This is a genomic window from Methylobacterium sp. Leaf469 (genome assembly GCF_001424745.1).
Taxonomy (GTDB): Bacteria; Pseudomonadota; Alphaproteobacteria; order Rhizobiales; family Beijerinckiaceae; genus Methylobacterium.
Map to the genome: position 1 here is coordinate 335,089 of NZ_LMRE01000001.1, position 24,518 is coordinate 359,606.

The window sequence follows — 24,518 nt, forward strand, 5'->3', positions numbered from 1 at the left end:
GGAGCCTTCCATGGATCGACGCAGAACGGATCGACGTGACGTCGCCGGACATGAATTCGACGGATTTGCCCTGACGCGCCGAAGCCTCGTCGGCGCTGGGATCGGCGGGGCCGCCCTGGCCGCCGTTCCGGGTGCCCTGGCGCAGGCGAATCCGCCCCCGGCGAGCCCGTCCCAGCCCGGCGCCCTGACGACGGCGCCGGTGACCCAGGCCGGGCTCGGGCCACGCCTGACCCTGCACGCCATCGACAATTTCCACGGCACGCCCGGCGCCGGCATGGTCTGCGACCTCTCCATCCGCGAGGGCGACGCCTACCGGCCGATCAAGACCGTCACCACGGCCGCCAACGGCCGCACGCCGGAACCGCTCCTGTCGGAGGATGCCCTGAAGGTCGGCCATTACGAGCTGCTCATGCATTTCGAGGCGTATTTCGCCAAGACCGGCGCCACCCTCCCGAGCCCGAATTTCCTCGGCCTCGTGCCCGTGCGCTTCGTGATCCGCGACGCGAGCCAGCGCTACCACCTGCCGGTGCTGTTCACGCCGTGGGGCTATTCCTACTACCGCGGCAGCTGACCCCACACACGCGACGCCCTCCCGGAGACACGACACCCCATGGGCGGCATCACCACACACGTCCTCGACGCCGATCGCGGCCGCCCGGCACCGGGCGTGCGCATCGATTTCTCGGTGAGGGAGGGCGATGCGTGGCGCCTCGTCAAATCCGTCGTCACCAACGCGGACGGGCGCACGGACAAGCCGATCCTGCCCGGCGACGAAGCCAGGGCGGGCCAGTACCAGCTCGAATTCCACATCGACGCCTATCTGAAAGCCAAGCCCGGCGTGACCGAGGCCGACATCTTCGTGGACAACCCGGTGGTGCGCTTTTCGGTGTTCGACGTGAAGCAGCACTATCACGTGCCGATGCTGTGCACGCCCGGCAACTGCGCGACCTATCGGGGAAGCTGACGCCGCATGACCGACCTCGCCACCCTGAATCACCTCGACCGTGAGGCCTTCGTAGCCCTGTTGGGCGGCGTGTTCGAGCATGCCGCCTGGGTGGCCGAGGGAGCGTTCCCGGCCCGGCCCTTCGCGAGCGTCGCGGACCTGCACGGGGCGATGATGGCCGTGGTGCGGGCGGCCCCGGCGGCGGCGCGCAGTGCCTTCCTCGACGGTCACCCGGAACTCGCCGGCCCGGAGGCGCGGGCGCGCAGCATGACGGCCGATTCGGCGAGCGAGCAGGGCAGCGCCGCCCTCGACCACATGCCACCCGCCGACGCGGACGCCTTCGACCGCCTGAACGCCGCCTACCGCGAGCGATTCGGGTTCCCGTTCATCGTCGCCGTGCGGGGCCGCGACCGGGCCGAGATCCTTCGGATCTTCGAAACGCGCGTGCTTCGGGACCCAGTGGACGAGGCGGCGAGCGCCCTCGACGAGATCGCCCTGATCACCCGGATGCGCCTCGACCGCCTGCTCGCTTAACCGGCCGAGCGCTCCGACACGCCGGCCTGGGAGAACGTCGCCATGTCGCGGTGGCAGGCGAGCGCGCCCTTGAGGAGGCCGACGGCCAGGGCCGCGCCCGATCCCTCGCCGAGCCGCATCCCGAGGGCCAGGAGCGGCACGAGGCCGAGGCGTTCCAGCACGTCCGCATGGGCGCCCTCGGCCGAGACGTGGCCGGCGAGGCAATGGTCGAGGAGCGACGGGTCGAGAGCGTGCAGGATCGCCGCCGACGCCGTGGCGACGTAGCCGTCGAGGACCACGGGCACCCGCTGCAGGCGCGCGGCGAGGATCGCCCCCGCGATGGCGGCGATCTCCCGGCCGCCGAGGCGGGCCAGCACCTCCAGGGGATCGTCGAGGTGGCCCGCATGGTGGGCGAGGGCCGCCTCCACCGCCGCGACCTTGCGGGCGAGGCCCGCCTCGTCCACCCCCGTGCCGCGCCCGACCCAGTGGGCGGGCTCGCCGCCGTAGAGGGCGGCGTAGATCGCCGCCGCCACGGTGGTGTTGCCGATGCCCATCTCGCCGACCGCGAGGCAATCGGTCCCGGCGGCCACCGCCTCCATGCCGAACGCCATGGTGGCGACGCAGGCCTTCTCGTCGAAGGCGGCCTCCGTGGTGATGTCGCCGGTCGGCAGGTCGATGGCGAGGTCGAACACCTTGAAGCCGAGGCCGTAGGCGGCACAGATCTGGTTGATGGCGCCGCCGCCCGCGGCGAAGTTCTCGAGCATCTGGCGGTTCACCGCGGTGGGATAGGCCGAGACGCCCCGCGCCGCGACGCCGTGGCTTCCGGCGAAGACGCAGACCAGGGGCCGGTCGAGGCTCGGCTGGCCCTTGCCCTGCCAGGCGGCGAGCCAGCTCACGAGATGCTCCAGGCGCCCCAGGGACCCGGCGGGCTTCGTCAGGGTGGCGTCGCGCTCGGCCACCATGGCGACGGCGTCCCGGTCCGGGCCCGGCAGGGCGTCGAGGAGCCGGCGGATGTCGCCGAACGGGGTCTGCTCGGGGGATGGCCCTTGGGTCATGGCGCGGATCCGGTGGCGGACGCTGCGCCGGGATGGCGGGCCGCCTGTGCCCGGAGCTATAACGGCGGGGCGGGTGGCGGTGAAGGCGGAACGACGTGGCGATGGGCGAGGATGCGCGGGACGAGCCGGCCTTCCCGGGGGCCCTCCTCGCCTACGACGGGGCCGCGTGCCTGCGCTTCTACTCCCGCCTGCCGGTGCCGGCCCTGCCCGGCGAGGGCGACCCGCATGCCGCTCCGGATTTCACCCGCGTGCCCCGGATGCTGCCCCTGGCCGGTCTCGTCCTGGCCCTGCCCGGTGGTCTCGTGCTGCTGGCGGCCTGGGGGCTCGGCCTCGGGCCGTTCCTCGCCGCGACCCTGGCGGTGGCCACGGGTGTCCTGATCACCGGCGCCCTGCACGAGGATGGTCTGGCCGACGTCGCCGACGGGTTCGGCGGCGGCACCACCCGGGAGCGGCGTCTCGAGATCATGCGCGACAGCCGCATCGGTGCGTATGGGGGCGTCGCCCTCGTCCTCGCCCTCGCCCTGCGGATCGGGGCGCTCGCAACCCTCCTCGACCGGACGGGGAGCGGCGCGGCCCTCGCCCTCGTGCTCGCCGCCGCCCTGTCGCGCACCGCCGCCCTCGCCCCGATGGTGCTCCTCGTCCCCGCCCGCCGCGACGGTGCCGCCGCCAGCGTCGGTCGGCCGGGGCGCCCCGCCGTCGCGGTGGCGGGTGCCCTCGCCCTCACCCTGGCGCTCCTCGGCGGACTTCTCGGCCTGCCCGTCGGCGGCGTTCTGCTCATGCTGCTTCTGTCCGGCCTGGGCGCCCTGGCGGTGACGGCGCTGGCCCGGCGCCGGATCGGGGGCCAGACGGGCGACGTCATCGGCGCCTGCCAGCAGATGGCCGAGATCGCCGCCCTCCTGGGCCTCGTGGCCATGGTGCCGGCGTGAGGCTCCGCGCGGACCCAACCGGGCTTGATCCCGGGGCGCACCGGCTGGCATGAACGCCGGGATGATTCAGGCCGCCGCGAAACCCTCCAGTCCCTGCACCAAGCTCTGCCTGCTCGACGCGGTCTCGGGCCTGTGCGAGGGGTGTGGGCGCACGCGCAACGAGATCGCCCTGTGGGGGTCGCTGTCCGAGCCCCAGCGGCGGGCGGTGATGGCCGGGCTGCCCGAGCGCCTGCGCCAGGCCTACCCGAACCGGGCTGCACCGGATCGAGACGTACCGACCCGAGCGACCCCATGAGCGTCCTCGGTCTGGCGCTCGCCGCCCTCGGAATCGTGCTCGCCGTGCTGGTGTTCTCGCACGACAATCAGAGCGTCGTCGGCCTGGAGCCAGACCAGTTGGCGAGTCTCGCCGTCAGCGGCAGCCTGCTGGCCGTCATCGTCGCCGGGTTCTGGCACCAGTTCCGGGGCAATCTCGGGGCGAACCTCCGCGCGGCACTGATCTGGGGCGTCCTCGCCCTCGCCCTCGTCGCCGGTTACGCCTACCGCGACGACGCCCGAACCGTCGGCGCGCGGATCCTGGGCGCCGTCCGGCCGGGCAGCGCCGTGGTCGGGACCGACGGCAGCGTGACCATCACCCGCCGGGCGGACGGCGATTTCCACGTGCGCGCCGAGATCAACGGCCAGCCCCACGGCTTCCAGTTCGACACGGGCGCGAGCGCGGTGGTGCTCACGGCCGAGACGGCGGCAGCCCTGGGCATCCGCCCGACGGCGTCGGAGTTCGCCGTGCGGGTCTCCACCGCCAACGGCACCACGGTCGCGGCCCCGGTCTTCCTCGAATCGCTGCGGGTCGGCACCATCGTCGAGCGCCGGGTTCCGGCCCTGGTCAGCCGCCCGGGGGCCCTACGCGACAATCTCCTGGGCATGAGCTTCCTCGACCGCCTGTCCGGCTTCGAGGTGCGCGGTGACCGGCTGATCCTGCGCGGTTCCTAAGCCGCCTGATCCCGCTCGGCCTCCGCCCGCGCCACCAGGGCGACGGCCTCCCGAAGGATCTCGACGCCGGCCTCCGGGTCGAGGCCACGGGTCGAAAGATGCCGGCGGTAGGCCCGGGCACCGGGGCGGCCGTTGAACAGGCCGAGCATGTGCCGGGTCACCCCGTGCAGGCGCACGCCGTCCTGGAGGAAGTCGGCCAGCACCGGCACGAACGCCTCAACGGCGGCGAAGGCGTCGGCCACTGGGGCCGCCTCTCCGAACAGCCCCGGATCGATGTCGAGGAGGATCGCCGGATCGGTGTAGGCGGCACGCCCGATCATCACGCCGTCCACATGCGCGAGCTGCGCCTTGGCGTCAGCGATGGTGGCGATGCCGCCGTTGATGGCGACGGGCAGCCCCGGATGCGCCCGCTTCAGCCGCGCCACCCGATCGTAGTCGAGTGGCGGCACGTCGCGGTTCTCCTTCGGCGACAGGCCCTGGAGCCAGGCCTTGCGGGCATGCACCACGAGGCCGTCGATGCCGGCCGCGATCACCGCCTCCGCGAGGGCGTCGAGGGCGATCTCGGTGTCCTGGTCGTCGACGCCGATGCGGCACTTCACCGTGACGGGGACCGAGACCGCCGCCTTCATGGCGGCGACGCACTCCGCCACCAATGCGGGCTCGCGCATGAGGCAGGCGCCGAAGCGGCCGTCCTGCACCCGGTCGGACGGGCAGCCCACGTTGAGGTTGACCTCGTCGTAGCCGAAATCCTCGGCGATCCGCGCGGAGGCGGCGAGATCGGCCGGGTTCGAGCCGCCGAGTTGCACCGCCACGGGATGCTCCATGGCGGCAAAGCCGAGCAGGCGGTCGCGCGGGCCGTGCAGCACCGCCCCGGTGGTGACCATCTCGGTGTAGAGCCGTGCACGCCGCGACAGGGTGCGGTGGAACGCCCGGCAGTACCGGTCGGTCCAATCCATCATGGGCGCGATGGAGAAGCGCAGGTCGTCGGAAATCATCGCATCGCCATGGGAGTCGAGCGCGGCTTCACCGCGGCGGACGGTCAGTGATCGTGCTTGCAGTCGGGCCCGTGGACGTGGCCGTGATCCTTGTGGGCGTGATCATGACTGTGGCCGTGGTCATGCGCGTGGTCATGGCTGTGCCCGTGGTCATGCCCATGCGTTTGCCCATGCGCTTGGCCCGCCTCGCCGTGGGAATGCGCGTGCGTGTGATCATGGCCGTGATCGTGTCCGCACTGGCTGTGGTCGTGGGCCTCGCGCTCCGGCTTGAAGGCGCGGGTCACGGGGGTTCCGGTGCAGCCCTGGCCGCGCACGAGTTCGGCGGCCGAAGCCGGGACGTAGAGCACCTCCGCGGCGATCTCCGCCGGAACGTGACTGCCGCCGAGCTGCCAGGCGAGGCGCAGGAGACGGGCGGGGTTGGTGGCGCGAACCTCCAGCAGGGCTTCGGGGGCCGCCTCCACGAGGATCAGGCGTCCGTCCTCCAGCCGCAGGGCGTCGCCGTCCTCGAGGCCGGCCGCCTTGGTCAGCGCCGGCGTGAAGCCGAGGCCACCGACGCCCGTCAGGGTCGCGGGCAGGACCTGACGGGCGCCATGATCGAGGGTGACGCGATCGACGACGGCGTCGGCGCGGACGGCGGCTTTGCGGATCAGGGTGGTGGCGCGCAGCATGGGAACCTCTCGGACAGGCCACACCCCTACCGGATTTCGGGCTCGAACGGAAAGCGCCGCGAACCATCGGCCCGGATGCGGAAACTTCGACCGCAGCCCATGTCGGCGGGAACCGTAGCCGTAGGACGTGCATTCCTTGAGCGGAATAGCTAAGCTCAAGCCTCGATTCGGACCGGCCCAAGACCGGACACCACCACGCCTACGGGAGTCTCGCACCATGAAGAAGCTCATCGCCGCCACCCTCGCCGGGGCACTCGCCCTCTCGCTCGGTGCCTGCAACACCCCCGAGGATCGCGCCCTCGGCGGCGCCGGCCTCGGTGCGCTCGCGGGTGCGGCCATCGGCGGCGCGGCGACCGGCCGGGCCGGCGGCGCGCTCGCGGGTGCGGCCATCGGCGGCGCCGGCGGCGCCATCGTGGGCGCCTCCACCGCCCCGCGCTGCCCCTACGGCACCTACCGCGACGCCTACGGCGACGTGTACTGCCGCTGAGTTTCATCCATGGGATGCCGCGCCTCCGGGCGCGGCGGACCGCGGAGTTCGGGAAGGGCCGGGGCACACGCTCCGGCCCTTCCTTCGTTTGTCGTCACCCCTCGCATCGCCGGACCCCTCCGGTATAAGGGCGCCTCACGATCCCTCTCCCGCCCGGCCGCCGATGCCCCCGCTCCCCGCCCCTGCCCTGCCGCGCCCGGCCGCGAGGTCCGTTCCGAGATCCCGCCCGAGTCTCCAACGATGAGCATCGGCATCTGGGGCAAGCTCGGGGGTGCGGGTCTCGGCCTCGCCGTCGGCGGACCGATCGGCGGTCTCGTCGGCGGGGTCGCTGGCCATTTCCTCGTCGACCGCGAGGGCGCTCCGTTCGGTACCACGCCCCGCGACGTGGTGTTCACCACGGGCCTCGTGGCCCTCGCCGCCAAGATGGCGAAGTCCGACGGCGTGGTGACGCCCTCTGAAATCGAGGCGTTCGCCCAGGTGGTGCAGGTGGGCGAACGCGAGCGCGCCGGGGTTCAGCGCCTGTTCGATCTCGCCAAGGGCACGTCCAATGGCTTCGAGGCCTATGCGCGCCAGCTCGCCACCACCTTCCACGACGAACCGGGCCTGCTCGAGGACGTCCTCGACGGCCTGTTCCACATCGCCAAGGCCGATGGGGCGATCCACGAGGCCGAGGAGCGCTACCTGCGCGCCGTGGCCGAGACCTTCGGCTTCGACGAGCCGGCCTTCCGCCGCATCGCCGCACGCCACGTCAGCCTGTCGGACGATCCCTACGCGGTGCTCGGGCTCGACCACGGGGTGGACGACGCCGCCCTCAAGGCGGCCCACCGCGCCCTGGCCATCGAAAATCACCCCGACCGGGCCATAGCGCGCGGCCTGCCGCCAGAGGCCGTGACCATCGCCACCCGGCGCTTGGCCGCCATCAACGCGGCCTACGACCGGATCGCCGCCGAGCGAGGTTTGCGATGAAGCCGACGGCCGAGAGCCCCCTCGCCACCTCCGTCCACCCCTCGCCCAACCACGGCGAGCGGCGGAGCGGCCCCGTCGACCTGCTGATCCTGCACTACACCGGGATGGAGAGTGCGGCGGCCGCCCTGCAGCGCCTCGCCAATCCGGTGGCGGAGGTCTCGGCGCATTACGTGGTGCTGGAGGATGACCGCGTGGTGCAGATGGTGCCGGAGGGCCGCCGGGCCTGGCATGCCGGGCAGGCCGCCTGGGCCGGCATCACCGACGTCAATTCCCGGTCGCTCGGCATCGAGATCGTCAACGGCGGCCATGCGGGCGGATTGCCGGCTTATCCGGAGGCGCAGATCGCGGCGGTGATCGCGCTCTGTGGCGACCTGACCGGGCGCTGGAACGTGCCCGCAAACCGGGTGCTGGCCCATTCCGACATCGCGCCCGAACGCAAGGAGGACCCCGGCGAGCACTTTCCGTGGGACCGCCTCGCGCGGGCCGGCATCGGCCATTGGGTGACGCCGACGCCGATCCGCGACGGGCGCTTCTTCTCCCAGGGCGATTCCGGCCAGCCCATCGAGGCGCTTCAGGCGATGTTCGCCCTCTACGGCTACGACCTGCCGGTGACCGGCGTCTTCGACGCCCGCACCGGAGCGGTGGTCACCGCGTTCCAGCGCCACTTCCGCCCCGCCCGGGTCGACGGGGTCGCCGACGCCTCCACCATCACCACCCTGCGCGATCTCATCGCAGCCCTGCCGGGCCGGAGTTGAAGGAGGGGGGAGAGCCCCCTCCCCTCAGGCGTGGTGCGGGGCCTTGTCCGCTTCCGAAGCGTCGGGGCGGACCTCACCCCGCGTGCGCCACAGGCTGTAGCTGACTCCGGCCACCAGCAGCACCACGGTGACGGCGAGCGACACCCAGGCCGGCACGTGGACGAGGTCGAACGTGTCGGCGACCACGATCTTGGTGCCGATGAAGATCAGGATGAAGGCCAAAGCCGTCTTGAGGTAGGCGAAGCGGTCCACCATCGCGGCCAGGGCGAAGTAGAGCGCACGAAGGCCCAGGATGGCGAAGATGTTGGATGTGTAGACCACGAAGGTGTCGGTGGTGATGGCGAAGATCGCCGGCACGCTGTCGACGGCGAAGATCACGTCGGCGCCGTTGACGAGGATGAGGGCCAGGGCCATCGGCGTCAGCCACAGGGCGAGCTTGCCGGTCTTCGGATCGGGTTTGCGCACCACGAAGCGCTGGCCGTGCAGTTCGGGCGTGATGCGCAGGACCTTTTGCAGATAGCGCACGGCCCGGTTCTCGTTGATGTCGCCGGGCTCCTCCTCCTTCGAGAACAGCATCTTGAGCCCGGCGAAGATGAGGAAGGCGGCGAAGATCGACAGCACCCAGGCGGCCTGGTGCACCAGGGCGGCGCCGAGCCCGATCATCAGACCGCGCAGGAGCACGGCGGCGAGGATGCCCCAGACCAGCACCCGGTGCTGGGCCGCGCGCGGGATGTTGAGGGCCGTGAGGATGACGGCGATGACGAAGACGTTGTCCATGGACAGCGACTTCTCGACCACGAGGCCGGCGACGTATTCCTGCCCCGCCTGCGGCCCGAGGTACCACCACACCCAGCCGCCGAAGACGAGGCCGAGGCTGAAGTAGAACGCCGTGAGGAGCAGGCTCTCCTTCACGCCGATCTCGTGGTTCTTGTCCTTGTGCAGGAGCCCGAGATCGAAGGCGAGCAGACCCGCGACCAGGGCGTGGAAGCCGAGCCACATCCAGACCGGCTTGCCGAGCCATTCGTAGGTGAGAAGTTCCATGTGCGGACCGTCGATGCTTCTTGGGGAAGAGAAAGCATCGGCTCCGACATCACGGAACGCATCACAGAGCATCCCGCCAGAGGGGCCCGCAGCCGATGGGCCGGAGTTGGGGCCAGGGTGCATGCGAATCAAGGGCGACGCGAATCGAGGACGGCGCTTGACAGGGCCCCCGCGCCACGGGCTTGCCGGGGGCGAGCGGCGCGGGATCCACCGGAGTTCGGATGACGGAACACCACGAGAGCGGCCCGGCGGTGATCGGCGGCGGCCCGGCCGGGCTGATGGCGGCGGAGGTTCTGGCGCGGGCCGGCCATGCCGTGACTGTCTACGACCGGATGCCGTCGCCCGCGCGAAAGCTTCTCATCGCCGGGCGGGGCGGGCTCAACCTCACCCATTCCGAACCCCTGCCCGCCTTCCTCGCCCGCTATCAGCCGCAGGACGGGACCCTGGCCGGAGCCATCGGGAGCTTTCCGCCAGAGGCCCTGCGGGCATGGTGCGCCGATCTCGGCCAGCCGACCTTCGTCGGGTCGAGCGGCCGGGTGTTTCCCGAGAGCTTCAAGGCCTCGCCCCTGCTCCGGGCCTGGCTCGCGCGCCTCGACGGCCTCGGCGTCACGCTCCGCACCCGGCACCGCTTCGTCGGATGGTCGGAGACGGGGGCGGTGCTGTTCGAGACGCCGGAGGGGCGGGTCGCGGCTCGTCCCGCCGCCCTGCTGCTGGCGCTCGGCGGCGCGAGCTGGCCGCGCCTCGGCTCGGACGGGGCCTGGGTGCCCGTGCTGGAGGGCCAGGGCATTCCGGTGACGCCGCTCCGGGCCTCGAATGTCGGCTTCTGCGTCGCCTGGTCGCCTGTGTTCGCCGATCGCTTCGCCGGCCAGCCCCTCAAGCGCATCGCCCTGAGCGTGGGCGAACACCGGGTTCGCGGCGAGGCGATGATCACAGCGGAAGGCATCGAGGGCGGTGCCCTCTACGCGGCCTCCCAGGCGATCCGGGCGGCCCTCGCCGAGGGGATGGGCGGCGCCATCAGCCTCGACCTGCGCCCCGACCTCGCGGAAGCCGCCCTGGCGCGGGCCCTGGGCAACACCAGACCCGGCGAATCGCTCGCCAACCGCCTGCGCAAGGCCGCCGGGCTGTCCCCCGTGGCGGCCGGGTTCCTGCGCGAAGCGGCGGGCCCGGCGCTCCCCGCCGATGCGGCGGCCCTCGCGGCCCTGATCAAGGCCGCGCCCCTGCGTCTCCTGGCCCCGCGCCCCATCGAACGGGCGATCTCGTCCGTCGGCGGCGTGCCGTTCGGGCAGGTCGACGACCGTTTCATGCTGAACGCCCGGCCCGGCACGTTCGTGGCCGGCGAGATGCTCGACTGGGACGCCCCCACGGGGGGCTACCTGCTCCAGGGCGCCTTCGCCAGCGGCCGGGCGGCGGCGGAGGGGATGCGCGCCTGGATGGCGCGCCCGTGATGGGAATCCGGCCGCCTCTCCGCATTCGCGGGGACGCGGCGGCGGATCAGAGGCGGCCGCAGACGGCCACCAGCCCCTGGCTCTCGGAGGGGCAGGCCGCGCCGGTGCCCTTGCTCATGGTCGGGATGCCGGTCGGCAGGCAATAGGCTGAGACCAGGGTCTCGCCGGTCTCGCAGGTCACGGCGCAACCGCTCGCCGGACAGGATTCCTGACGCACCGCCCGCAGGGGCGACGACGCGGCCACCGGAGCCGCGACGCCGGCCGGGCCCTGAGGACCGGCAGCGCCCCTGGCGCCGGCTTCGCCCTTCGGACCCGTGTCGCCCTTGGGACCAATCTCTCCCTTGGGACCCGTGTCACCCTTGGGACCCGCTTCGCCTTTCGGACCCGTCTCGCCCTTGGCGCCCGGAACGCCTTGAGGACCGGGTGAGCCTTGAAGGCCGGCGACGCCCTGAGGTCCGGTGGCGCCGGGCTCCCCCTTTGCGCCGGGCTCCCCCTTTGCGCCGGGCTCCCCCTTTGCGCCGGGCTCCCCCTTGGCACCCGCCTCTCCCTTCGGCCCAGGCTGGCCCGCCGGACCGCAATTGCCCACCACCACCTCACGCTCGTCCTCGCCCGCCTTGAGGGTCGCGACGCAATTGTTCGGCATGTGGGGCAGGCGGAAGACGAAGCGGCCCCGGCTGTCGGCGATGACGGAGATGTCCTCGTCGAGGATCACGGTGGTGCCGGCCTTGCGCACGCTGCCGGAGATCCGCAGGTCGCCGTTCTCGAAGCGCGCGTCGTAGACCTGGATCGGCTGGGACGGGGCCTGCGCCCGGCGGGCTTGCGGCTTGACCTGCTGAGCCTGGGCCTGCCGAGCCTGGGCTTGGGCTTGGGCCGAGATCGGTCCGGCGCACACGAACAGGCCCGACAGGACCACGAGGACGCGATCGACGCGCATGCATTCTCTCCCGGCTGAGCCCGCGTCTCGCGCGCGGCGGCCTGGATTGCTGCCCTGCCCGTTCCCCAGGGTCAAGCTACGCAATCGACCGCAGGCGCGATCGCGGCTCCCACCACGTCGGGCGCTCCGTCCACACGCATCCACAGCCCTCCACAGGCCAAACCTCTGGCGAGAGGGACGGAACGCCGAGAAGTCGCAGGCCGAGGGCAAGGCCGCGGGAAATCGGTTGAATATGTTCCTGTTTTGTTCTTATCATCCGGCCATGGAGCCACCCGGATGTCGCAACGCCCCCACCCCCATTCCCAATCCCCGGATGCGTCCCACCGGGCGGATGGGGATGCGACCAACGTTCCCGCACGGCTCGCATCCCTGCGGGCGCGCGTGGCCCTTCACCATGGTCGGGACGCCCCGCGAAAGACCCTGTCCTTCGGGGTCCACGCCGTCGACGGGCACCTGCCCGGCGGTGGCCTCGGCCTCGGCCAGCTCCACGAGGTCGCCCCCGCGGCCGAGGGCGACGAGCCGGCGGCCCTGGGCTTCGCCCTCGCCCTCGTCGCCCGGCGCCTCGCCGCCGTCCGGGGCGAGGCGCTCCTCGTCATCGCGAAGGGGCATCCGATGCCCTACGGCCACGGCCTCGCTGGCCTCGGCCTCGACCCGGACCGGCTGCTCCTGTTCGAGGCGGGCAGCGACCGCGACGTCTACCGCGCCCTGGAGGAGGCCCTGCGGGCCGGCGGCAACGGTGGCCCAGCCGCAGGCAACGGGGGGCAAGCCGCCGCCGGGGGCGGTCTTGCGGCGGTGGCGGGCCTCGTCGATGCCGGCATCCCCCTGATCCAGAGCCGGCGGCTGCATCTGGCCGGGGCCCGCACGGACAGCCTCCTCGTGGTCCTACGCCCGGCGGGGGCGGAGAGCCCCAACGTGGCCGCGACCCGGTGGCGGATCTCCGCCGGCAAGGCCCTGCGCGACCGGTTCGGCTGCATCGAGCGGCCGTGCTGGCGGGTGCGGCTCGACCGCTGCCGCAACGGACGGACGGGGGATTGGCTTCTGGAGTGGGATCATGCCGCGCATCGTTTCGGTCTGGCTGGAGCATTGGCCGGTCACCCGCCTGAGGCGGGCGCATGCGGGCCTCGCGCAGGGCGGCCATGATGGGTCTCCCGACCGTGCATGCTCGCACGACGATGCGTCCCCCCTCGTCGTCGCCGCCGGGGAAGCGACGGGCCTGCGCCTCACCGCCGTCGATGCCCGGGCCCGGGCCCTGGGACTGCGCCCCGGCGAGCCCCTGGCCCGCGCCCGCGCCCGCCTGAACACACCGCTCGCGGTCCATCCGGCAGATCCGGAGGCCGACGCGGCGGCCCTCGACCGTCTCTGCCTATGGGCCAAGCGCTACACCCCGAGCGTCGCGGCCTTCGGCGAGGCCGAGGGCCGCGACGGGTTCTTCCTCGACGTCGCGGGGGCGAGCCACCTCTACGGTGGCGAAGCCGGGTTGATGGCCGACCTCGCCCGGCGCCTCGGCGCCAACGGTCTGCCGGCGCGCCTCGCCCTCGCGGGCAATCCCGGCTGCGCCTTCGCCCTTGCCCGCCACGGGGCCGGCGGCTTCGTACCCACCGGCGGAGAAGTCGACGCCCTGCGCGGCCTGCCCGTCCTCGCCCTGCGCATCGACCCCGAGGTGGCCGCGGCCCTCGGCCGCCTCGGCCTGCGCCGGATCGGCGACCTCGCCGACGCCCCCCGGGCGCCCCTGGTCCGGCGGTTCGGCGACACCCTCATCCGGCGCCTCGACCAGGCCCTCGGGCACCGGCCCGACCCCCTGGCCCCCCTCGACGAACCGCTGGCGTTCGGCGCCGCGCGCGGCTTCCTCGACCCCATCGGCCATCAGGACACCATCGTGGCGACGGCGACGCGCCTCATGGAGACCGTCGCCCCGCGCCTGGAGGCCGCCGGCCTCGGCGCACGGGCCCTGCGCCTCACCCTGCACCGGGTCGACGGCGTGATCCGGACCCTCGACCTCGCCTTGAGCGAGCCGACCCGCTGTCCGGTGCTGGTGGGACGGCTCCTCGACCTCCGCCTCGACCGCCTCGGGGCGGCCCTCGATGCCGGCTTCGGCTTCGAGACCGTGCGCCTCGATGTGGTCGGCACCGGCCCGGTCACCGCGCGTCAGGGCGATCTCTCGGGGGATGGCCGCGCGGCGACGGGCGCGGCGGGTCTCGCCGATGCCCTGCGCCAGCGCCTCGGGCGCGGCATCCTGCGCCTCGCGCATCACGAGAGCCACGTGCCCGAGCGGGCCGAGACGGCCGAGCCGTGGCGCGTGACCCGCATCGCCCTGCACCGTCCGGCCCGGGCCGGCGCGGGGTTGCCCCGGCCCCTCGTTCTCCTCACCCGCAGCGAAGCGGCCGAGGACGTTCTCGCCCCCGATGGGCCGCCCCAGCGCTTCCGCTGGCGCCGACGCCTGCACCGGGTCGCCCATGCGGAGGGCCCCGAGCGCATCGCCGGGGAATGGTGGTCGGGCGCCACCCCGACCCGCGACTATTACGTGGTCGAGGACGAGGCCGGTCGCCGCCTGTGGGTCTACCGGCAGGCGGCTTCCCCGGCGCAAACGCTTCCTCCAGCCCAGACGCTTGCCCGGGCCCAGACGGTCGGCTGGTTCGTCCACGGGATGTTCGCGTGAAGCCGCCTCCCCGCCGGGCGGGAGCATGACGCCGCCCTACGCCGAGCTCGCGGTCACCACGAACTTCTCCTTCCTGCGCGGGGCCTCGCACCCGGAGGAGATGGTGGCGCGGGCGGCCGAATTCGGCTTCGTCGCCATCGGGATCGCCGACCGCAACACCTTTTCGGGCGTGGTGCGCGCCTATGCGGAGGGCCTGCGCCGGGCCAAGGCCGGGGAACCCTCCGTCCGCACCCTGGTCGGCGTGCGCCTGGTGACGGAATGCGGGTTCGAGGCGGTCACCTACCCCATGGACCGGGACGCCTATGGCCGCCTGTGCCGCCTCCTCACCCTGGGCAACCGCCGGGCGGAGAAGGGCGCCTGCCACTTCTCCTTCGCCGAGATGCTGGGGGCGAGCGCGGGGCAGATGTTCATCGCCATGCCGTCGGACGATATGCCGCCGGAGGTCCCGGGCGGCGCCTTCGCGGACCGCCTCGCCGCCCTGGCGGAGGCGGCGCCGGGGCGGACGTTTCTCGCTGGCAGCCACCGCCATCGCGGCGACGAGCGCCGGCGCCTCGGCCGCCTCGCCGAGTGGGGAAACCGCCTCGGCGCGCCCCTGGTGGCGGTATCGGACGCCCTCTATCACGTGCCCGGCCGGCGCCCCCTGCAGGACATCCTCGCCTGCATCCGCGCCGGCTGCACCCTGCGCGAGGCCGGCTACCGGCTGGAGGCCAACGCCGAGCGGCACCTCAAGGCCCCCGCCGCCATGGCGCGGCTGTTCGCCGAGCATCCGGATGCCATCGCGCGGACGGTGGAGATCGCGCAGGCCTGCGGCTTCTCCCTCGATCAGCTCCGTTACGAGTATCCCGACGAACCGGTGCCGCCGGGCTGGACCCCGCAGGGCTACCTCACGGACAAGGTCCACGAGCGCGCCCGATGGCGCTACCCGGATGGAATTCCCGAGAACATCGCCGTGACGATCGCGGAGGAACTCCGCCTCATCGCGAAAATGGATTACGCGCGCTACTTCCTCACCCTGTTCGACATCGTCGAGTTCGCGCGCAGCCGAGGCATCCTGTGCCAGGGCCGGGGCTCGGCCGCCAATTCCGTGGTGTGCTACTGCCTCGGCATCACGGCGGTGGACCCCACCGAGATCCGCCTGCTGTTCGCGCGCTTCATCTCGGAGAACAGGGCGGAGCCGCCCGACATCGACGTCGATTTCGAGCACGAGCGGCGCGAGGAGGTGATCCAATACCTCTACACGCGCTACGGCCGCGACCGCGCCGCCATCTGCGCCACGGTGATCCACTACCGGCCGCGGAGCGCCATCCGCGAGGTCGGCAAGGTGCTGGGCCTCACCCCGGACATCACCGGGCTGATGGCCGACACCGTGTGGGGCTCGTGGGGCGCCGCCCTGCCCGACGCCCATGTCGAGCAGGCCGGCCTCGACCCGAAGAACCCGGCGATCCGGCAGGCGCTGGATCTCGCCCACGCCCTCATCGGCTTCCCGCGCCACCTGTCGCAGCATGTCGGCGGGTTCGTGCTCACGCGCGGGCGCCTCGACGAGACCGTGCCGGTGGGCAACGCCGCCATGGCGGACCGCACCTTCATCGAGTGGGACAAGGACGACATCGACGTGCTCGGCCTGATGAAGGTCGATATCCTAGCGCTGGGCATGCTGAGCTGCCTCAAGCGCGGCCTCGACTTCCTCGCCCGCGACTACGGCCACGATTATCCGACCCTGGCCGACCTGCCGCGCGAGGACCCGGCCGTCTACGCCATGCTGTCGAAGGCCGATTCCGTCGGCGTGTTCCAGGTCGAGAGCCGGGCACAGATGTCGATGCTGCCGCGCCTGAAACCGGCCGAATTCTACGACCTCGTGGTGCAGGTCGCCATCGTCCGCCCAGGCCCGATCCAGGGCGACATGGTGCATCCGTATCTGCGCCGGCGGCAGAACCTGGAGCCGGTCGTCTACCCCTCGCCCCATCCGAGCCAAGGTCCGGCAAACGAACTCGAGAGCGTGCTCAAGCGAACCTACGGCGTCCCCCTGTTCCAGGAGCACGCCATGCAGATCGCCATCACGGCGGCGGGGTTCCTGCCGTCCGAAGCCGACGGCCTGCGCCGGGCCATGGCGACCTTCCGGCACAACGGCGAGATCGTGAACTTCCGCACCAAGTTCGTGGAGGGCATGGTGGCGCGCGGCTACCCGCGCGACTTCACCGAACGCTGCTTCAAGCAGATCGAGGGGTTCTCCACCTACGGCTTTCCCGAGAGCCACGCGGCGAGCTTCGCGCTCCTCGTCTACGCCTCGGCCTGGATGAAGTGCCGGCACCCCGACGTCTTCCTCGCCGCGATCCTCAACGCCCAGCCCATGGGCTTCTACCAGCCGGCCCAACTCGTCCGCGACGCCCGCGCCCACGGGGTCGAGGTGCGCGGGGTCGACGTGAACGCGAGCGACTGGGACTGCACCCTGGAACCTGCTTCGGAGCCCCCACCCCCGGAGGTTCCCCGACGGCTCGCCGTGCGGCTCGGCCTGCGCCAGATCAGCGGCGTGCCGGAGGTCGCCATGCGCCGTCTCGTGGCCCTTCGCGGCAACGGCTACGCCAGCATCGAGGGATTGCAGGCGGCCCTCGTCCTGCCGCGCAACGCCCTGGAACGCCTGGCCGAGGCCGATGTTTTTCGCTCCCTCGACCTCGATCGGCGCGCGGCCCTGTGGGCGGTACGGACCCTGGAGGGCACCACCTCGAGAAAGGCAGCCGCCTGGACCGCGACGGACCGGCGCGCGCACCTGCTGGAAGCGCCGCTACCGCTGTTCGCCTTTCATGCCGATGACGGACTGTTTCGGGCCGAGCCCACCTTGGCCCTGCCGGCCATGGCCGAATCCGAGCACGTGGCCGCGGATTACGTCACCACCGGGCTCTCGCTGAAGGGTCATCCGGTAGCGTTTTTCCGGGCGCGGCTCGCCCGGATCGGTGCGATTCCCGCCCGCGACCACCACGACGCGACGCGGGTGCCCAACAACGCCCGCGTCACCGTGGCGGGGCTCGTGCTCACCCGCCAGCGGCCCGGCACGGCCCATGGGACGGTTTTCCTCACCCTTGAGGACGAAACCGGTATCGCCAACGTCATCGTGTGGGCGAAGGTGTTCGAGGCTCATCGCGCCGTCGCCATGGGTGCACGCTTCCTCGCCGTGCGCGGCCGCATCCAGCGCCAGGGCCTCGTGGTCCATCTCCTCGCCGAACGCTTCCGCGACCTCACCGCCGAACTCCGCAGCCTGCGCGAGGGCGGTTTCAAGCTTCCACCCGAAACCACGGACTTCTCCGCGCCACCCGATCGGAGGGTGTACCGGAGCCGTGATTTTCACTGAAGAACAGGATCGGCTCAAACAGGGCTGAAAACTTCGAAGCCACAGCGACGGGTGTCATGACCCCTGTAATCTGCTCGGCGCAGCCTGGCTTCTGGAACCTGCTCCTGAGAAATCGGTTCATTCGCCGCACGGGCCCGACAACCATCGTGCGTCAAGGTCCGTAGCATTTCGTTCGGCCATGGCCTGGGGTTCATCACCCTCGGCGAAGATGACCACGTCATTTGGCCCTACATCGCAGGTTGTATAGAATTCCATCTCTGATGAATGATGCGTCGACCTCCGCAGATCCGGTGGGCATTGTAGTAGCAGTCGTTGCAGACTCCGACGTAATGGATGGATCGCGGCGGATGCCTGTTTGAGTTCTGCATTCACACAAGGTAGCCTCCGGGAAGCGTCTATCGAGACTGCAACGGAGACTCCCCGCACACAGTACCGAGATTGTCGTGCCTCCCCCGGGCGTGATTCAAGCGAGCGTGTATGGTGGATGCAGAGGATTTGCTCGGTGGCTCTGACAAAATTCCCGCTGCGCCATGCTGCCCAAGACAAGAGCCGACCGTGGCGACGATTCTAACATGGCACCTGCTCAACCGAGATTTAGATTAAACTCATGCCCAAACTCGACCGCTTCGGAGCGCTGCCCCTAACGCCATATGCCGGGAACGTCGATATTTTAAAACTGGACAGTGAAAGCACAAAGTACGTTATCTATGAAAGTGCTGCATCATATCCTGCGGCTATAATTGCCCTGCAAAACGGATCAAACACCGAGGACCACTTCAATAGTATTGCGGCCATAGCACCAACGATAGGTACCGTTGGAGTTTATTACTTGAGCAAAACAGAATTACGAAGCTTGGCATTTCTCTTCGTTGAAGGAAAGCTCGTCGATGAGTCAGATCTCATACCTGAATATGTCCGCCACCAAATAGACAGCACGGGGCCATGGGACCTAATTTCTTCCTTGCCCCACAGGAAGATCGATGGCGTATCTCTTGTAGCGATATCTGTTGTTCACGACGTTTATGGGCATTGGCTTCTGGATATTCTTCCCAGAATTTGGATGGCCAAGCTCCTGACCGAAAATTTAGATGCCATAAATATCATCATACCCCATGGAACGCCGCAATTTGCGATCACAATTTTGCGTGATTTCTTCGGCATAAACAAAAGTGTATATCATAGTTTTGCGGAGGAAAATCTTCAGATTGAGCACGCCCTGATTCCATCACTCTTACACAACAATCATTATTTTCACCCCGCAATGAACGACTTCGTCGCGTACCTTCTCAACCACCCTCTAGTCACCGAGGCGCGCAAGCAATCCAAACATAATTCGAAACTAATCTATGTGACACGTCAAGGCTTTCGGCAGACCAGCCGGAGCTATGCTCGAACGATTGCCAACGAAGATGAAGTGTTTCAGCTCATGGACGAACTCGGCGTTCAGATCGTCAGTCCTGAAAGCATGAAATGGCAAGACCAGATTCTACTTTTCGCCGGTGCGCGCGTGATCATCGGCGAGTCGGGGTCCGGCCTTCACAACACCCTCTTCAGCACGGCAGGAACGGCGGTTGTGTGCCTCAACCCGGTCAATCAGGTGCAATCGTCCATCGCCGGACTTCGTCGACATACCTTGATCAATCAGTGCTCTCCGACTGAAAAAACCAACTCGACCCTGTTGTATCGTGTAGAGATCGAACGATTACGCATGGCGGCTTTAGCAGCAATACATGCGACAGGTGAAACATTTGACCGTCCAACTCGAATGAAGAAATCCGCCTCGAATCAACGGAGGGATTACAATCCTGAAGGGACTGCCTTGCGGCTTCCCAGTTCCGACACTGACTCTTCTTGGATCCACAAAATCCTTACATCGGCTCGCCAGACGGCCATGCTCGCCAAACGATCCATTAAAGCCTTATTCAAAGAGTAAATCGGCATACAGATCGCAGGTCGGACTCCCGCTATTTTTTGTTACTTCATAGGATCCGACACAAAACCTGAGGTTCAATCCTGTGACTCCAGGAAACATCCTGAAGCCAGTCCATGGTCTAATTCGATACAACTGAGCCGTACCTCCCGCGGACCATGCGATGTCTCACCCGGCATCTTCCAGGGACAAGACGCCCTGCCGGCTCGCGAAGAAAGGTGAGCGACGGGGTTGCTGTATACGAGAAAATAACGCGTCCGTTACTTCTTTACATCGCCCTCCGGGCGATCCGATACCTTCCACTCGGCCATCGCCTCACGAGCAGTCTTGTTCAGGATGACGGTGTTCCCGTTCAGCGTACCGACCCAGGACGATGGAATCAGATGATGCTGTCCACCGGCGGCGGAATCGCTCTTCGTGAGCTTGATGTCCTTGCCGTCATACTTGTCCACGGTGCCGACATGCCCCTTGTCGGAGCCGACGACCTCCATGTGTTCGCGAACGACGCTGTTGGTTGTCTTGGTCGTCGAATCCTGAGCCTGCGCGAGCGGCGCGAGCGCGCAGGATGAGGCAACGATCAGGCAGGCCGTGGTGAGGGCGCGAAGCATGGAAAGATCCCGTTGGGAATGAGAGGTCGGGCGGTCAACGCAACCCTCGAAGTCGCCGTTCCTGTCCGTATCGCCGCATTCCCGGCCGCCCCCGTGAGGCAGGTACCTCGTCGTCACGTCTTCGTTCGGCTCCTGAGGAAGCCCTGGCGGCATGCCTTTCGAAACCTATCTGTGCCGGATCGAAGCCAATTCTGGCTCGAAACCAGGAGTCTCCCGTGCCAGATACCCCGGATGTCGATCGCAACGCACGTGATATGGCGGAGCGTGTTTTTGCAGCTTACGCCAAGCAGGCGAATGTGCGGATCCATCCTGGCGTCGAGCAGACCCTTCTCACGCGCTTGGCCGAAGCGCTTCGGCCCCTGATCGGCAGAGCGGCTGACCGCCTCGTCGACGCAGCCAATCGGGTGCTGGACGATATCGAGTTGACCGTGCCGGACTTGCGTGGGCCCAGGATCGCATCGCTGAACCCGGTCGACAAAGCCGTCAGAACGCGGGATGGTTCGGTACCCGTAATCTCGGGCGGTTGAAGAACTACGATGTCTCGTAGGCCGATCCATCCTGCGAACGGACCGGGGTATCGACGTAACGCCCCTGTTTCGGCACGGCGACCTGCGAAAAGTTGCTGGCGAGGGCATGAAGGGCATCCCGTAAGACCTGCCCCTCCAGGGGACGCCCGTGACCCGTGATGGCCCTTTGCGGTTCGAGGGCCGCCAGGATCTCGACCGAGCGCCGGGCAGCATCCCAATCGACCGTGAAGTACATGGGCGGACCGTGAAGCTCGGGCTCTTGGAACGCGACCGCGTAAGCCGATTCCTGGGCGGTCGTCACGAAGGCATCGGCCGCAATCAAGGTTGCGTCGGATTCGCGCCAGAGGGCAATCTGACCGACGGAGTGTCCCGGAACGTGAATCCAGCGCCAGCCCGGCATGGACGGCACGGAGCCATCCTCCGGCAAGCTGCGAAGCTGGGCGGAAACATTGACCGGCGTCCTTGGATAGAGGGGTGACAGACGGGACATGAGACCTCCACCGACGGTCGGATCGGGCGGAGGGTACGATGCGGAACCATCGAGATAGGGATGCTCGTGCGGATGAGCGAAAACCGGCACGTCCCAATCGCGTGCGAGATCCTCGACGACCCCGACATGATCGAAATGGCCATGGGTCAGCACGATCGCCGCCGGACGGGCGTTTGGGCCGAACCGCTCGGCCGCAACCTTCATGATGGCCGATTTGGAGCCACCGATCCCGGCGTCGATGAGGGTCCAGGCCCGATCACCCGCCCCGACGGGACCGTAGAAGATCACGTTCACGATCGCATGGCGTTGATAGGCAAGGTCCGACGTGATTTCGTGCGTGCCGTCGACTCCCAGTGGGGCATCGATCAGAGCATTCGCATCGACCTCGACCTGTTGCGCCATGAATACCTCCGCAGGTTTGGCACCGTCATCGGTACAGAAGCCAATCCGGTCGCTTGGGGGGAGGTTCCAAACCTGCTCGCCGCACAGGGACTGCAGTTGGATTGAAATCTACCGTAGCCGTTCTGAGGATTTCACGAAGGATGGAGGAAACCCGTAGGTTCTCGCCTTCCGACGTCCGGAGCTTGGTCGTGGATTGTCGAACGACTGTGCCGAGCCGCACGACACCGACATCCACGGAGGTAGCGGAACGAACGCGTTCTCGGCGCGAGCTTCAGACCCCGCCGATCGCGGGTCTCACCACGTGAGACAGGATGGAAAGACGGCGGAACGCGATCGAATGCATGTTCCGATGACGGAACTGCGCCATCGCGACGACGATGGGCCGTGAACGGAGTCGCCTGGATTTACGCTCGGGCACGAGCACGGACAACAATCCGACCGGATTTTCCCACCCCGGAAAACAGCGGCCCACTCAAATTATCAGGCATAATAAGTCTGATACTTATCGATTGATCGACCACACAACAGCGGCCAGTATCATCACTTGTATTGGTGGGTGCACAAGGGTTCGAACCTTGGACCCGCTGATTAAGAGTCAGCTGCTCTACCAACTGAGCTATGCACCCGCGCCTTGCGGCGATCGCTGCGGCCCACCAAGTCCGCCGCGACGAGGTGGCTGATACCAAAGCCCCCCAGGGGTGTCCACCCCCTGGGGTCGATTTTCTAGATCCGGCCGAGGGGGCCTTACGAGGTCGTCATCGGAGACTGGGCGTGGAGGCGCACGGCCGAGGCCTCGAGCTTGTTCAGGGCCGAGAGATAGGCGCGGGCCGAGGCCACCAGGGTGTCGGGATCGGCGCCCCGGGCCGTGACGCTGCGGTCGCCGCTCTTGAGACGCACGGAGACCTCCGCCTGGGCGTCGGTGCCCTCGGTGACGGCATCGACCTTGTAGAGTTCGAGGTCGGCCACGTGCGGCACCAGGGCCTGGATGGCGTTGAACACCGCGTCCACGGGGCCGTTGCCCTCGGCCTCCTCGGTGATCACCCGGTCGTCGATGGCGAGCTTCAGGGTGGCGCGCTGCGGCCCATGCGTGCCCGCGATCACCGAGAGGGAGACGAGGCGGATGCGGTCGTGGGCCGTGGCGAGATTCTCGTCGACCAGGGCCTCGATGTCCTCGTCGTAGACGTGCTTCTTGCGGTCGGCCAAGGCCTTGAAGCGCTCGAAGGCGTCCTGCAGGCGGTTGTCGCTCAGGGTGATGCCGAGTTCCTCCAGCTTCGAGCGGAAGGCGGCGCGGCCGGAGTGCTTCCCCATCACCAGGGAGGTCTTGGCCACGCCGACCGAGGCCGGCGTCATGATCTCGTAGGTCTCGGTGTGCTTGAGCATCCCGTCCTGATGGATGCCGCTCTCGTGGGCGAAGGCGTTCCGGCCGACGATGGCCTTGTTGTACTGAACGGGAAAGTTCGTCGCGTGGGAGACGAGCTTGGACGCCCGGGTCAGCATCGTGGTCTCGATGCCGGTCTCATAGGGCATCACGTCGCCGCGGGTGCGGATGGCCATCACGATCTCTTCCAGGGCCGCGTTGCCGGCGCGCTCGCCGATGCCGTTGATGGTGCATTCCACCTGCCGGGCGCCGCCCTCGATGCCGGCGAGGGAATTGGCGATGGCGAGGCCGAGGTCGTCGTGGCAATGCACCGAGAAGATCGCCTTATCGGAGTTCGGCACCCGCTCGCGCACGCTCCGGAACATGGTCCGGTACTCGTCGGGTGTCGCGTAGCCCACGGTGTCGGGCAGGTTGATGGTGGTGGCGCCCGAGCGGATCGCCGACTCGACGCAGCGGCACAGGTAGTCGATGGGCGTGCGGGTCGCGTCCATGGCCGACCATTCCACGTCCTCGACGAGGTCGCGGGCCTGGGCCACGGTCTTCAGGATGATCTCGACCACCTCGTCCTGACTCTTGCGCATCTGGTGGGCGAGATGGATCGGGGACGTCGAGACGAAGGTGTGGATGCGTCCGCGCCTGGCATGGCGGACGGCCTCGCCGGCGCGGGCGATGTCGGCGGGGATCGCCCGGGCGAGGCCCGCGATGGTGGCACGCTTGGCCCGGCGGGCGATCTCGGCCACGGCCTCGAAATCACCATGCGAGGCGATGGGAAAGCCGGCCTCGATGATGTCGACGCCCATGGCATCGAGGAGGTCGGCCACGGCCAGCTTCTCGTCGAGGGTCATGGTCGCGCCGGGGCATTGCTCGCCGTCGCGCAGAGTCGTGTCGAAGATGAGAACGCGGTCTTTCTGCGTCGGTGTGCTGGAACTGGCCATGGGATTGATCCTGTCACGGCGCGCGAAGCCCTGAGGACACGGCGCCTGGAAACGGCTCGCGCGTCGTGGCGGAGCTCGAATACGGGTAAGTACGCGTCCCCTGAGAGCCCAGGCGCATGCCCGGACGGCCCTCAGGGGCGGATAAGCAGCAGACCGAGGGTAAGAAGCGCGGGAACACGCGCACGGGACCGCATGGCCGCGTGCGCGGCGCCGGTGCGGCTGACCATGGAGCCGGCGCTGGCCAAGGCTCGTCTCTCCCGAGGGGCAACCGTGCTCGCTGGACGCGCCGGACGATTGCGAATGCGGTTTCCCTAGCCCTCGCCAAACGGATTGACAAGCAGCGGGGCATCGGAAGCGTCAGGCAGGGCGGAGATCGGTCTACGGAACACCCCGAGCGAGTGGTCCGACAACAGTTCTCGGCCCCGAAGACGATCCCCGGTCATTGCCTTGTGGCGGCTCAAGCCTAGCTTTCAAACCGCGTGGAACCAATGAAACCGTTCCACGCGAGATGAACATCAAGAAAACCCGGATGGG

At 69.0% G+C, this 24,518-nt stretch carries 23 protein-coding genes and 1 tRNA gene; 15 read left to right on the forward strand and 9 right to left on the reverse strand.

Going from position 1 to position 24,518, the window contains the following annotated elements:
• Positions 1-10 precede the first annotated feature (10 nt).
• Genes uraH (ASG60_RS01555) through uraD form a run of 3 tightly spaced genes read left to right on the forward strand, consistent with a single transcriptional unit; the run spans position 11 to position 1,477 of the window.
• Positions 11-571 (forward strand): hydroxyisourate hydrolase, encoded by a 561-nt coding sequence (gene uraH / locus ASG60_RS01555; protein ID WP_082531570.1) that lies wholly within the window; start codon positions 11-13, stop codon positions 569-571.
• A 39-nt stretch (positions 572-610) separates the two neighbouring features.
• Positions 611-964, forward strand: coding sequence for a hydroxyisourate hydrolase (gene uraH / locus ASG60_RS01560; protein ID WP_056384088.1), 354 nt, complete (start codon positions 611-613; stop codon positions 962-964).
• A gap of 6 nt (positions 965-970) precedes the next feature.
• Positions 971-1,477: a 2-oxo-4-hydroxy-4-carboxy-5-ureidoimidazoline decarboxylase gene (gene uraD / locus ASG60_RS01565; protein WP_056384089.1), complete on the forward strand. Its 507-nt coding sequence runs from the start codon at positions 971-973 to the stop codon at positions 1,475-1,477.
• On the opposite strand, the gene cobT is transcribed toward uraD, so the two are convergent.
• Entirely contained in the window at positions 1,474-2,511 is a 1,038-nt protein-coding gene (cobT, locus tag ASG60_RS01570; RefSeq protein ID WP_056357201.1) for a nicotinate-nucleotide--dimethylbenzimidazole phosphoribosyltransferase, read from the reverse strand. The two genes, uraD and cobT, sit on opposite strands and share 4 nt — an antisense overlap.
• 101 nt (positions 2,512-2,612) lie before the next feature.
• On the opposite strand from cobT, the gene cobS reads away from it, so the two are divergent.
• From cobS to ASG60_RS01585, 3 genes are all read left to right on the forward strand, one after another.
• On the forward strand, positions 2,613-3,437 hold the full coding sequence (cobS, locus tag ASG60_RS01575; protein ID WP_056357203.1) for an adenosylcobinamide-GDP ribazoletransferase: 825 nt from the start codon (positions 2,613-2,615) through the stop codon (positions 3,435-3,437).
• Between the two features lie 61 nt (positions 3,438-3,498).
• Positions 3,499-3,732, forward strand: coding sequence for a DUF1289 domain-containing protein (locus ASG60_RS01580; RefSeq protein ID WP_056166988.1), 234 nt, complete (start codon positions 3,499-3,501; stop codon positions 3,730-3,732).
• Entirely contained in the window at positions 3,729-4,424 is a 696-nt protein-coding gene (locus tag ASG60_RS01585) for a TIGR02281 family clan AA aspartic protease (protein ID WP_056384090.1), read from the forward strand. The genes ASG60_RS01580 and ASG60_RS01585 overlap by 4 nt, the downstream gene beginning before the upstream one ends.
• On the opposite strand, the gene dusA is transcribed toward ASG60_RS01585, so the two are convergent.
• Both dusA and ASG60_RS01595 read right to left on the reverse strand, forming a co-directional pair.
• Positions 4,421-5,419, reverse strand: a complete 999-nt coding sequence (gene dusA, locus ASG60_RS01590; RefSeq protein ID WP_082531571.1) for a tRNA dihydrouridine(20/20a) synthase DusA — start codon at positions 5,417-5,419, stop codon at positions 4,421-4,423. The genes ASG60_RS01585 and dusA overlap by 4 nt on opposite strands.
• A 44-nt stretch (positions 5,420-5,463) precedes the next feature.
• Entirely contained in the window at positions 5,464-6,087 is a 624-nt protein-coding gene (locus tag ASG60_RS01595) for an urease accessory protein UreE (protein WP_056384091.1), read from the reverse strand.
• 217 nt (positions 6,088-6,304) lie between these two features.
• Between ASG60_RS01595 and ASG60_RS01600 the strand changes: the two genes are divergently transcribed.
• From ASG60_RS01600 to ASG60_RS01610, 3 genes are all read left to right on the forward strand, one after another.
• A complete protein-coding gene (locus tag ASG60_RS01600) occupies positions 6,305-6,574 on the forward strand; it encodes a hypothetical protein (RefSeq protein WP_056088870.1) in 270 nt (89 codons plus the stop codon).
• A 240-nt stretch (positions 6,575-6,814) separates the two neighbouring features.
• A complete protein-coding gene (locus ASG60_RS01605; RefSeq protein ID WP_056384092.1) occupies positions 6,815-7,540 on the forward strand; it encodes a molecular chaperone DjiA in 726 nt (241 codons plus the stop codon).
• The gene (locus ASG60_RS01610; protein WP_056384093.1) at positions 7,537-8,295 is read left to right on the forward strand and encodes an N-acetylmuramoyl-L-alanine amidase; all 759 of its coding nucleotides are present in this window, start codon (positions 7,537-7,539) and stop codon (positions 8,293-8,295) included. Before ASG60_RS01605 ends, ASG60_RS01610 begins: the two co-directional genes overlap by 4 nt.
• 24 nt (positions 8,296-8,319) lie before the next feature.
• On the opposite strand, the gene ASG60_RS01615 is transcribed toward ASG60_RS01610, so the two are convergent.
• Positions 8,320-9,336, reverse strand: coding sequence for a TerC family protein (locus ASG60_RS01615; RefSeq protein ID WP_056166673.1), 1,017 nt, complete (start codon positions 9,334-9,336; stop codon positions 8,320-8,322).
• Positions 9,337-9,557: 221 nt separating this feature from the next.
• On the opposite strand from ASG60_RS01615, the gene ASG60_RS01620 reads away from it, so the two are divergent.
• Positions 9,558-10,781 carry a TIGR03862 family flavoprotein gene (locus ASG60_RS01620; RefSeq protein ID WP_056384094.1) on the forward strand — a complete coding sequence of 408 codons (1,224 nt, stop codon included), beginning with the start codon at positions 9,558-9,560 and terminating at the stop codon, positions 10,779-10,781.
• A 46-nt stretch (positions 10,782-10,827) separates the two neighbouring features.
• Here ASG60_RS01620 and ASG60_RS01625 read toward each other — a convergent pair whose 3' ends face one another.
• Positions 10,828-11,715, reverse strand: coding sequence for a collagen-like protein (locus ASG60_RS01625; RefSeq protein WP_056384095.1), 888 nt, complete (start codon positions 11,713-11,715; stop codon positions 10,828-10,830).
• Positions 11,716-11,991: 276 nt separating this feature from the next.
• Between ASG60_RS01625 and ASG60_RS21700 the strand changes: the two genes are divergently transcribed.
• From ASG60_RS21700 to ASG60_RS21710, 4 genes are all read left to right on the forward strand, one after another.
• The gene (locus tag ASG60_RS21700) at positions 11,992-12,855 is read left to right on the forward strand and encodes an ImuA protein (protein WP_082531596.1); all 864 of its coding nucleotides are present in this window, start codon (positions 11,992-11,994) and stop codon (positions 12,853-12,855) included.
• On the forward strand, positions 12,767-14,371 hold the full coding sequence (locus tag ASG60_RS01635; RefSeq protein ID WP_056384097.1) for a DNA polymerase Y family protein: 1,605 nt from the start codon (positions 12,767-12,769) through the stop codon (positions 14,369-14,371). The genes ASG60_RS21700 and ASG60_RS01635 overlap by 89 nt, the downstream gene beginning before the upstream one ends.
• Before the next feature lie 25 nt (positions 14,372-14,396).
• Entirely contained in the window at positions 14,397-17,714 is a 3,318-nt protein-coding gene (locus tag ASG60_RS01640; protein WP_056384098.1) for an error-prone DNA polymerase, read from the forward strand.
• Positions 17,715-18,321: 607 nt separating this feature from the next.
• Positions 18,322-19,647: a glycosyltransferase 61 family protein gene (locus ASG60_RS21710; RefSeq protein ID WP_082531572.1), complete on the forward strand. Its 1,326-nt coding sequence runs from the start codon at positions 18,322-18,324 to the stop codon at positions 19,645-19,647.
• 257 nt (positions 19,648-19,904) lie between these two features.
• Here the strand turns inward: ASG60_RS21710 and ASG60_RS21715 are convergent, their stop codons facing one another.
• Entirely contained in the window at positions 19,905-20,135 is a 231-nt protein-coding gene (locus ASG60_RS21715) for a DUF2171 domain-containing protein (protein WP_056263728.1), read from the reverse strand.
• 332 nt (positions 20,136-20,467) lie between these two features.
• Between ASG60_RS21715 and ASG60_RS01650 the strand changes: the two genes are divergently transcribed.
• Positions 20,468-20,779 carry a hypothetical protein gene (locus ASG60_RS01650; RefSeq protein ID WP_244473660.1) on the forward strand — a complete coding sequence of 104 codons (312 nt, stop codon included), beginning with the start codon at positions 20,468-20,470 and terminating at the stop codon, positions 20,777-20,779.
• 4 nt (positions 20,780-20,783) lie between these two features.
• Here the strand turns inward: ASG60_RS01650 and ASG60_RS01655 are convergent, their stop codons facing one another.
• From ASG60_RS01655 to ASG60_RS01665, 3 genes are all read right to left on the reverse strand, one after another.
• Positions 20,784-21,671, reverse strand: a complete 888-nt coding sequence (locus tag ASG60_RS01655) for an MBL fold metallo-hydrolase (protein ID WP_056263552.1) — start codon at positions 21,669-21,671, stop codon at positions 20,784-20,786.
• Positions 21,672-22,221: 550 nt separating this feature from the next.
• Positions 22,222-22,297, reverse strand: a tRNA-Lys gene (locus ASG60_RS01660).
• Positions 22,298-22,415: 118 nt separating this feature from the next.
• Positions 22,416-23,984 carry a 2-isopropylmalate synthase gene (locus ASG60_RS01665; RefSeq protein WP_056166650.1) on the reverse strand — a complete coding sequence of 523 codons (1,569 nt, stop codon included), beginning with the start codon at positions 23,982-23,984 and terminating at the stop codon, positions 22,416-22,418.
• Between the last annotated feature and the right edge of the window lie 534 nt (positions 23,985-24,518).

Coding starts and splice junctions, on each gene's coding strand:
- ASG60_RS01600 (WP_056088870.1), top strand. CDS start 6,305: ATGAAGAAGCTCATCGCCGCCACCCTCGCCGGGGCACTCGCCCTCTCG.
- ASG60_RS01665 (WP_056166650.1), bottom strand. CDS start 23,984: ATGGCCAGTTCCAGCACACCGACGCAGAAAGACCGCGTTCTCATCTTC.
- ASG60_RS01635 (WP_056384097.1), top strand. CDS start 12,767: ATGCCGCGCATCGTTTCGGTCTGGCTGGAGCATTGGCCGGTCACCCGC.
- ASG60_RS21710 (WP_082531572.1), top strand. CDS start 18,322: ATGCCCAAACTCGACCGCTTCGGAGCGCTGCCCCTAACGCCATATGCC.
- ASG60_RS01585 (WP_056384090.1), top strand. CDS start 3,729: ATGAGCGTCCTCGGTCTGGCGCTCGCCGCCCTCGGAATCGTGCTCGCC.
- ASG60_RS01625 (WP_056384095.1), bottom strand. CDS start 11,715: ATGCGCGTCGATCGCGTCCTCGTGGTCCTGTCGGGCCTGTTCGTGTGC.
- ASG60_RS01595 (WP_056384091.1), bottom strand. CDS start 6,087: ATGCTGCGCGCCACCACCCTGATCCGCAAAGCCGCCGTCCGCGCCGAC.
- ASG60_RS21700 (WP_082531596.1), top strand. CDS start 11,992: ATGTCGCAACGCCCCCACCCCCATTCCCAATCCCCGGATGCGTCCCAC.
- ASG60_RS01580 (WP_056166988.1), top strand. CDS start 3,499: ATGATTCAGGCCGCCGCGAAACCCTCCAGTCCCTGCACCAAGCTCTGC.
- ASG60_RS01605 (WP_056384092.1), top strand. CDS start 6,815: ATGAGCATCGGCATCTGGGGCAAGCTCGGGGGTGCGGGTCTCGGCCTC.
- uraH (WP_082531570.1), top strand. CDS start 11: ATGGATCGACGCAGAACGGATCGACGTGACGTCGCCGGACATGAATTC.
- dusA (WP_082531571.1), bottom strand. CDS start 5,419: ATGATTTCCGACGACCTGCGCTTCTCCATCGCGCCCATGATGGATTGG.
- ASG60_RS01620 (WP_056384094.1), top strand. CDS start 9,558: ATGACGGAACACCACGAGAGCGGCCCGGCGGTGATCGGCGGCGGCCCG.
- ASG60_RS21715 (WP_056263728.1), bottom strand. CDS start 20,135: ATGGAGGTCGTCGGCTCCGACAAGGGGCATGTCGGCACCGTGGACAAG.
- ASG60_RS01655 (WP_056263552.1), bottom strand. CDS start 21,671: ATGGCGCAACAGGTCGAGGTCGATGCGAATGCTCTGATCGATGCCCCA.
- uraD (WP_056384089.1), top strand. CDS start 971: ATGACCGACCTCGCCACCCTGAATCACCTCGACCGTGAGGCCTTCGTA.
- cobS (WP_056357203.1), top strand. CDS start 2,613: ATGGGCGAGGATGCGCGGGACGAGCCGGCCTTCCCGGGGGCCCTCCTC.
- ASG60_RS01615 (WP_056166673.1), bottom strand. CDS start 9,336: ATGGAACTTCTCACCTACGAATGGCTCGGCAAGCCGGTCTGGATGTGG.
- ASG60_RS01610 (WP_056384093.1), top strand. CDS start 7,537: ATGAAGCCGACGGCCGAGAGCCCCCTCGCCACCTCCGTCCACCCCTCG.
- uraH (WP_056384088.1), top strand. CDS start 611: ATGGGCGGCATCACCACACACGTCCTCGACGCCGATCGCGGCCGCCCG.
- cobT (WP_056357201.1), bottom strand. CDS start 2,511: ATGACCCAAGGGCCATCCCCCGAGCAGACCCCGTTCGGCGACATCCGC.
- ASG60_RS01640 (WP_056384098.1), top strand. CDS start 14,397: ATGACGCCGCCCTACGCCGAGCTCGCGGTCACCACGAACTTCTCCTTC.